Annotated in this window: 9 protein-coding genes; 6 read left to right on the forward strand and 3 right to left on the reverse strand. The window is 73.4% G+C overall.

Going from position 1 to position 6,921, the window contains the following annotated elements:
- Positions 1-113: 113 nt before the first annotated feature.
- Positions 114-968, reverse strand: a complete 855-nt coding sequence (locus ACFWXO_RS15575; protein ID WP_380524448.1) for a hypothetical protein — start codon at positions 966-968, stop codon at positions 114-116.
- Between the two features lie 238 nt (positions 969-1,206).
- Here ACFWXO_RS15575 and bioB point away from each other — a divergent pair, with 238 nt between their 5' ends.
- From bioB to ACFWXO_RS15595, 4 genes are all read left to right on the forward strand, one after another.
- On the forward strand, positions 1,207-2,448 hold the full coding sequence (bioB, locus tag ACFWXO_RS15580) for a biotin synthase BioB (protein WP_380524449.1): 1,242 nt from the start codon (positions 1,207-1,209) through the stop codon (positions 2,446-2,448).
- A gap of 47 nt (positions 2,449-2,495) precedes the next feature.
- Complete coding sequence (locus ACFWXO_RS15585) at positions 2,496-3,800, forward strand: adenosylmethionine--8-amino-7-oxononanoate transaminase (RefSeq protein WP_380524450.1); 1,305 nt, start codon at positions 2,496-2,498, stop codon at positions 3,798-3,800.
- Entirely contained in the window at positions 3,797-4,537 is a 741-nt protein-coding gene (gene bioD, locus ACFWXO_RS15590; RefSeq protein ID WP_380524451.1) for a dethiobiotin synthase, read from the forward strand. The genes ACFWXO_RS15585 and bioD overlap by 4 nt, the downstream gene beginning before the upstream one ends.
- Positions 4,538-4,609: 72 nt before the next feature.
- Positions 4,610-5,056, forward strand: a complete 447-nt coding sequence (locus tag ACFWXO_RS15595) for a hypothetical protein (protein ID WP_375886428.1) — start codon at positions 4,610-4,612, stop codon at positions 5,054-5,056.
- 44 nt (positions 5,057-5,100) lie between these two features.
- On the opposite strand, the gene ACFWXO_RS15600 is transcribed toward ACFWXO_RS15595, so the two are convergent.
- The gene (locus ACFWXO_RS15600) at positions 5,101-5,427 is read right to left on the reverse strand and encodes a putative quinol monooxygenase (protein ID WP_380524452.1); all 327 of its coding nucleotides are present in this window, start codon (positions 5,425-5,427) and stop codon (positions 5,101-5,103) included.
- A gap of 96 nt (positions 5,428-5,523) precedes the next feature.
- Between ACFWXO_RS15600 and ACFWXO_RS15605 the strand changes: the two genes are divergently transcribed.
- Positions 5,524-5,847, forward strand: coding sequence for an ArsR/SmtB family transcription factor (locus ACFWXO_RS15605; protein WP_380524453.1), 324 nt, complete (start codon positions 5,524-5,526; stop codon positions 5,845-5,847).
- Positions 5,848-5,887: 40 nt separating this feature from the next.
- On the opposite strand, the gene ACFWXO_RS15610 is transcribed toward ACFWXO_RS15605, so the two are convergent.
- Positions 5,888-6,307 (reverse strand): hypothetical protein, encoded by a 420-nt coding sequence (locus tag ACFWXO_RS15610; RefSeq protein ID WP_380524454.1) that lies wholly within the window; start codon positions 6,305-6,307, stop codon positions 5,888-5,890.
- A 235-nt stretch (positions 6,308-6,542) separates the two neighbouring features.
- On the opposite strand from ACFWXO_RS15610, the gene ACFWXO_RS15615 reads away from it, so the two are divergent.
- Positions 6,543-6,755, forward strand: coding sequence for a DUF397 domain-containing protein (locus ACFWXO_RS15615; protein WP_380524455.1), 213 nt, complete (start codon positions 6,543-6,545; stop codon positions 6,753-6,755).
- Positions 6,756-6,921 lie beyond the last annotated feature (166 nt).

A 6,921-nucleotide genomic window follows, 5' to 3' on the forward strand; every position in this document is an offset into this window, starting at 1 on the left:
GGGGGGGGCCGGGGGGGCCCGGCGCGGGGGCCGACCCCCCGCCCCCCCCCCGGCGGGGGGCCCCCGCCCGCGATCCGCGTGCCGGGCCCCTGGCCGTTCGTCACACCGCCGCGCTACATCCAGACGAACGGCTGCCCCGCCGCGTAGGACAGCGCGCGGGTGGCCTCGTCCAGGTTCGGTTCGCCGCTGCCGGTGGAGGTCGGCGTCGGGCCGGTCGCGCCGGGGGTGCCGGTGGCACCGGGGGCGGTGGTGCCGGCCGGGCGGGAGCTGGTGACGGTCACGTAGTGCCCGACCGCCTCGATCCGGGCCTCGCTGCCGGGCTTGCCGCCGCCGGACTGCGCGGGCGCGATGTTGGTGTCGGCGAGGATGAAGGCGACCGCGCCGGGCTTGGAGCGCAGGGCGTCGGCGGCCTTGGCGGCGGTGGACGGGTCGGCGAAGCGCAGCAGGGTGACGCTGGAGAGCACCGGGCGGTCGACACCGGTGAAGCTGACCGTCAGATAGGCCTGGCAGCTGCTGTCCTTGAGCAGCTCCTGGGTGCGGTCCTGGAGCACCTCGCCGCAGTTCTCGCCCTGCCGGATGCCGTTGCGCCGGGCCTTGTAGCCGATCGCGTCGACGGTCCGCTGGGTGGGGAACAGGTTGTCGGCGTTGAGGCCCTCGGGGTCGGTGGTGGGCGGCGGGGAGCCGACGACGGGGGGCGTGCGGGCGGAGTCCGCCTTGGACGGGCCCAGGCCGGGTATGTAGTCGCCGGGCGTGGGGCGGGTGATGACCCAACCGCCGGCCACGACCACACCGATCACGACGACCCAGCCGACCGCCCGGCGGCCGGTCAGCCGCGGGCCGCGCCTGCGGGCCGCCGCCGTGGCGCCCGCGGTACCCCCGGTCCCTCCGGCGCCCCCGCCGGTCCGCTGTCCTGCCCGGCCGTCCTGGCCCTCTCCCGGAGTCGGGGTGCGCTCCCCCTGCGTGGTCATGGCGCAGATTCTAAGCATCCGCCGAGTGGCCCTGGTCACTGGGTCGGGCGCTTGTCGATCTTCGCCCGCCCCGCCTCCGACCTACCCGCCGGTAACCGTCCGCCGACGCCGCCGTCAAGCGCGTGACCAGCGCCGACGCCGTGAGCTTCGACACTGTGGCAATCGGCACATCCTTCCGGGGATCTTCTGGTGGGTTTGCTCTGGCGCCATTCGAGCGCCAGCAGGCAGGATCGGCCCCATGGATCTGCTCGATACCCTCACCGCCAAGGGCCTGCGCGGCGAAGTCCCGACCCGCGAGGAGGCCCTGGCCGTCCTCGCCACCACCGACGACGAGCTGCTCGACGTGGTCGCCGCGGCCGGCAAGGTGCGCCGCCGCTGGTTCGGCCGCCGGGTCAAGCTCAACTACCTGGTGAACCTCAAGAGCGGGCTCTGCCCCGAGGACTGCTCCTACTGCTCGCAGCGGCTCGGGTCCAAGGCCGAGATCCTCAAGTACACCTGGCTCAAGCCGGACCAGGCCGCCGACGCCGCCCGCGCCGGGGTGGCCGGCGGCGCCAAGCGGGTCTGCCTGGTCGCCAGCGGCCGCGGCCCGACGGACCGTGACATCGACCGGGTCACCGACACCATGGCCGCCATCAAGGACGCCGACCCCGAGGTCGAGATCTGCGTCTGCCTCGGCCTGCTGTCCGACAACCAGGCCGAGCGGCTCAAGGCGGCCGGTGCCGACGCCTACAACCACAACCTCAACACCTCCGAGAACACCTACGGGGCCATCACCAAGACCCACACCTACGCGGACCGGGTCGACACGGTGCAGAAGGCGCACGGCGCCGGCCTGTCCGCCTGCTCCGGCCTGATCGCCGGCATGGGCGAGACCGACGAGGACCTGGTCGACGTCGTGTTCGCGCTGCGCGAGCTCGGCTCGGACTCCGTCCCGGTCAACTTCCTGATCCCCTTCGAGGGCACCCCGCTCGCCAAGGAGTGGAACCTCACCCCGCAGCGCTGCCTGCGCATCCTGGCGATGGTCCGCTTCGTCAACCCCGACACCGAGGTGCGGATCGCCGGCGGCCGCGAGGTCCACCTGCGCACCATGCAGCCGCTCGGCCTGCACATCGCCAACTCGATCTTCCTCGGCGACTACCTGACCAGCGAGGGCCAGGCCGGGCAGACCGACCTCGACATGATCAAGGACGCGGGCTTCGAGGTCGAGGGCGCCGGCGAGGCCACCCTGCCCCGCCACCGCGCCGACGTGGCCGCCGCCGCTGCCACCGGCTCCGGTTGCGGCACCGCGGCCTCGGCCTGCGGCAGCGGCTGCGGGCCCTGCGGCGGGCACGAGCACGCGCCACTCGCCGGGACCGCCTCGGCCCCGGCCCCGGCCTCGGAGGGCGCGGACGGCGCGAACAGCGCGAACGGCGAGCTGCGCGACGACCTGGTCAAGGTCCGCCGCCGCGGCGCCGGCACCGAACTCGCGCCCAACGCCTGACCCGCCCGACCCGCCTGACCCTCCAGCACCCTCCGGAGAGACCCACCATGTCCCAGCTGTCCGCGGACACGCTGCTCGCCCTCGACCGGGCGCACGTCTGGCACCCGTACGGGCCGATGCCCGGCACGGCCACCCCGTACGTGGTCGAATCCGCCGCGGGCGTCCGCCTGCGCCTGGCGGAGCCCGTCGCGGGCGGGCGGCGCGAACTGGTCGACGGCATGTCCTCCTGGTGGGCGGCGATCCACGGCTACCGCCACCCGGTGCTGGACGAGGCGGTGCGCGAGCAGCTGGGGCGGATGAGCCATGTGATGTTCGGCGGGCTCACCCACGAGCCCGCCGTCCGGCTGGCCGCCCGCCTGGTCGAGATCACCCCGGAGCCGCTCCAGCACGTCTTCCTCGCCGACTCCGGCTCGGTCGCGGTCGAGGTCGCGATGAAGATGTGCCTCCAGTACTGGCAGTCCACCGGCCGGCCCGGGAAGCGCCGACTGCTGACCTGGCGCGGCGGCTACCACGGCGACACCTTCCACCCCATGTCGGTCTGCGACCCCGACGGCGGGATGCACCACCTGTGGGGCGGGGTGCTGCCCGGGCAGCTCTTCGCCCCCCAGCCGCCGGCCGGCTTCGACGCCCCGCTCGACCCCGGATACGCGGCGGAGTTCGAGGAGTTGATGGCCCGTCACGCCGACGAGCTGGCCGCCGTCATCGTCGAACCGGTGGTCCAGGGCGCGGGCGGCATGCAGTTCCACTCCCCCGCCTACCTGCGGATGCTGCGCGAACTCTGCGACCGGTACGGCGTCCTGCTGGTCTTCGACGAGATCGCCACCGGCTTCGGCCGCAGCGGCACCCTGTTCGCCGCCGACCACGCGGGCGTCTCCCCGGACGTGATGTGCCTCGGCAAGGCGCTCACCGGCGGCTACCTCACGCTGGCCGCCGCCCTGTGCACCGGCGAGATCGCCGACGGCATCAGCCGCGGCGAGATGCCCGTCCTCGCCCACGGCCCGACCTTCATGGGCAACCCGCTGGCCTGCGCGGCCGCCAACGCCTCGCTGGACCTGCTGCTCGGGCAGGACTGGGCGGTCGAGGTCAAGCGCATCGAGGGCGGGCTGCGGGACGGCCTCGCGGCGGCGGCCCAGGTGCCGGGCGTACGCGACGTACGGGTCCAAGGGGCCATCGGCGTCGTGCAGTTGGACCACCCGGTGGACGTCCCGGCGGCCACCGAGGCCGCCGCCCGGGCGGGCGTCTGGCTGCGCCCCTTCCGGGACCTGATCTACACCATGCCCCCCTATGTGACGGAGGACGAGGACGTGGCACGCATCGCTGCCGCCGTGACCGCCGCGGCGGTGGCCGGATGACCGCGCGCATCCTGTTCGTGACCGGCACCAACACGGACGTCGGCAAGACCGTCGCCACCGCGGCCCTCGCTTCGGCCGCCCTGCGCGGTGGCCGGAAGGTCGCCGTACTCAAGCCCGGACAGACCGGCGTCGCGCCGGGCGAGCCGGGCGACGCCGCCGAAGTGCGGCGCCTGGTGGGCGAACTGACGATCCGTGAGCTGGCGCGCTACCCCGAGCCGCTGGCCCCCGACACCGCCGCCCGGCGGGCCGGGATGCCCTACCTCTCCCCCGCCGAGGTGGTCGCCGAGGTCACCGACCTCGCCGCCACCCACGACCTGGTGCTGGTCGAGGGCGCGGGCGGCCTGCTCGTCCGCTACGACGACGAAGGCCGCACGCTCGCTGACCAGGCCCGGGCCGTCCGGGCGGCGGGCCTGGACGCCGAGGTGCTGCTGATCGCCTCCGCCGGCCTGGGCACCCTCAACATCGTCTCGCTCACGGCCGAGGCCCTGGCCGCCCGCGCACTCCCGCTCGCCGGCGTCGTCATCGGCTCCTGGCCCGCCGAGCCCGGCCTCGCCGAACGCTGCAACCTCGCCGACCTGCCCCGCTCGGCCGGCGCCCCGCTGCTCGGCGCCCTGCCCGAGCGGGCCGGTACGGCCGCGGACTTCGCGGCCCTCGCCGCCGCCTCCCTGGCCCCCGAGCTGGGCGGCCGCTGGAACGCGGAGCACTTCGCACACGTCCATCGGCCGGAACGGCCCTGACTTCGCCCGATGGAGTGATCCTGGTGCCCGAATTGCAGATCCGGGCACCGGATGCTCAATAGCGTTGCCCGCATGACAGACGGGCTGAGCATGGACGAGGCCCTCCGGGCCTTGGCCGCCCTGGAGGCGGCCTGGAAGGACGACGACGAGGCGCTGGTCGCCCTCGCGTCGGGCACGGCCGGGGAGCGGTCGCTGCCGGCGCTGGTCGCCGCGTACGGCGAGCACGCGATGGACACGCTGATGGCCCTGGCCTTCGGGCTGCGCTCCAGCATGAGCGACGAGGAGATCGCCGAACTCTCGGACGCCGTCAGCGCCAACATCGGCGCCCGGATGAGCGCCCTGCTCACCCAGACCCTCAAGGCCTGGGGCACCCTCACCCCCGCCGACGACCTCACCATCACCAAGGTCATCGCCCACACCGTCATCGACGCGATGCGGGCCGTGACGGAGGACCCCAACAAGACCGAGGTGCTGCCGCTGCTGGCGACCTTCCGCAACTACGCCCTCAACGGCGTCTGAGGAGCGGTCGGGGCCGTGACCCCGCCGAGCGGCGGCGCCCCCGTTCATCGGGCGAGGGCGGAACGTTCCTCGTACGGGCTGTGCATGGCGAGGTAGCGGATCTCCAGGTCCCGCTCCAGGTAGTCCATTCGGTGTTCCCAGAAGTCCCGGAGGTGCGGGAGGGCGAGGTGGGCGTCGAGGTCCTCCTTACTGCGCCAGGCCTCGTAGAAGACGAACACGCCCGGCTCGTCCCGGTCCTCGTGGAAGTGGTACTCGAGGCAGCCGGGTTCCCGACGGGTCGGCTCGACGAAGGAGAGCAGGAGCCGGCGCAGGTCCTCCGCGCGCTCGGGCTTGGGGCGGGCGGTGCCGACGAGGGTGAAGGGCTGGTCCACAGGGGTCTCCGATCCACAGGTATGACGTTCGTCGCACCTCCCGTACGGTAGGGCCGCAGCAAGGTACGATGCAAGCCGTACCTGGAGGTGGTCGCGATGCCCGACGACGAGGGACACCCCGCACCGGAGGAGATCGAGCTCGGCAAGGTGCTGAGCGCGCTGGCCGACCCGCTACGCCGCCGCGTGGTGCGGGAACTGGCCGCCGGACCCGACGGCGGGGCCCGCACCTGCAGTTCCTTCGAGCTGCCGGTCAGCAAGGCCACGGTCACCCACCACTTCCGGACCCTCCGCGAGGCCGGCCTCGTCCGCCAGGTCGACCGGGGCAACAGCCGGATGGCCACCCTCCGCCGGACCGACATCGAGCAACGCTTCCCCGGCCTGCTGGCCCTCCTCGCAGCGGAGGACGCGCCGGGCGCGTGACCGATCGCCGGGCGGGCTCGGGCCCGGGCCCGAGCCCGGGTCAGCGGCGCTGGGTGGCGGGGCCGAAGCAGGCGACCAGGAAGCACAGGACGGCGGCGACCGCGGCGACGACCGGGCCCGCCTGCATGGACGGGGCGAAGCCCCCACCGTCCTGGAGCACCTTGTGGAACTGCACCAGCGAGCCGACGGCGGCCCCGGCCACCCCCGCCGCCAGCAGCAACGACAGCCCCGCCAACCGGACTTCCCGCGCGAGCAGGCGCAGCACGGACAGGCCGACCAGCACCAGGCCGAGCCACTGCAAGGCGCCCATCCAGATGTCGGCGCCGTCGGTCAACTCCCCCACCCACCGCGGGCTGTTCAGCAGGTCGAAGCCGGACCACGACAGGTCACCGCTCTCCCCACTGTAGGAGGCCCACGGCAGCGCCAGCGAGCCCACGGCCCCACCCGCGAGCAGCAACACCGCCACAGCATTGGCCCGGGACCCACCGGGACGCGACCGAGGAGCATACGACGGCTGCGGAGGCACAGTCATGCCCCCGAGGATCCGCCAACCCCTGTGAACGGTCAAGGTGTTGAGCGCGAGCTTCGAGCAGCGCTCGAACTCGCAATGGACTTACGATGGGTTGCAGGTCCAGGCGCTCTCACGCGTGGACTCGCTCGCCCATCTCCGCAACGGCCGCAAGGAGTTGCACGCCATGATTCCCACCACGACCGTAAAGCCCTGCTCCTGGATGAAGTCCTCGTACAGCGACGGCGGCGGACAGTGCGTCGAGGTCGCTCCCGGCCTCCTGGGCGTCCTCCCCGTACGTGACAGCAAGGACCCCGACGGCCCGCAGCTCGCCTTCGGGACGGACGCCTGGGAATCCTTCATCTCCGGCATCAAGTCCGGCGAGTTCGGCTCCGTCTGATTCCGTCGTCCCATGAGGTGAAAGGTGGCCCGGGGGGTCCGACTTTGGGTGCGGGGGGGGGGGGGGGGGGGGTTTGCCCCGCCCGGGTGGGTGGGGGTGGCCCCCCCCCCCCCGCGGGGTTTAAAAAAAGTCCACCCCCCCCGCCGCCACATAAAAAAGTGTGTGG

Origin of the sequence: Kitasatospora sp. NPDC059088 (assembly GCF_042738155.1) — a bacterium.
Classification (GTDB): domain Bacteria; phylum Actinomycetota; class Actinomycetes; order Streptomycetales; family Streptomycetaceae; genus Kitasatospora.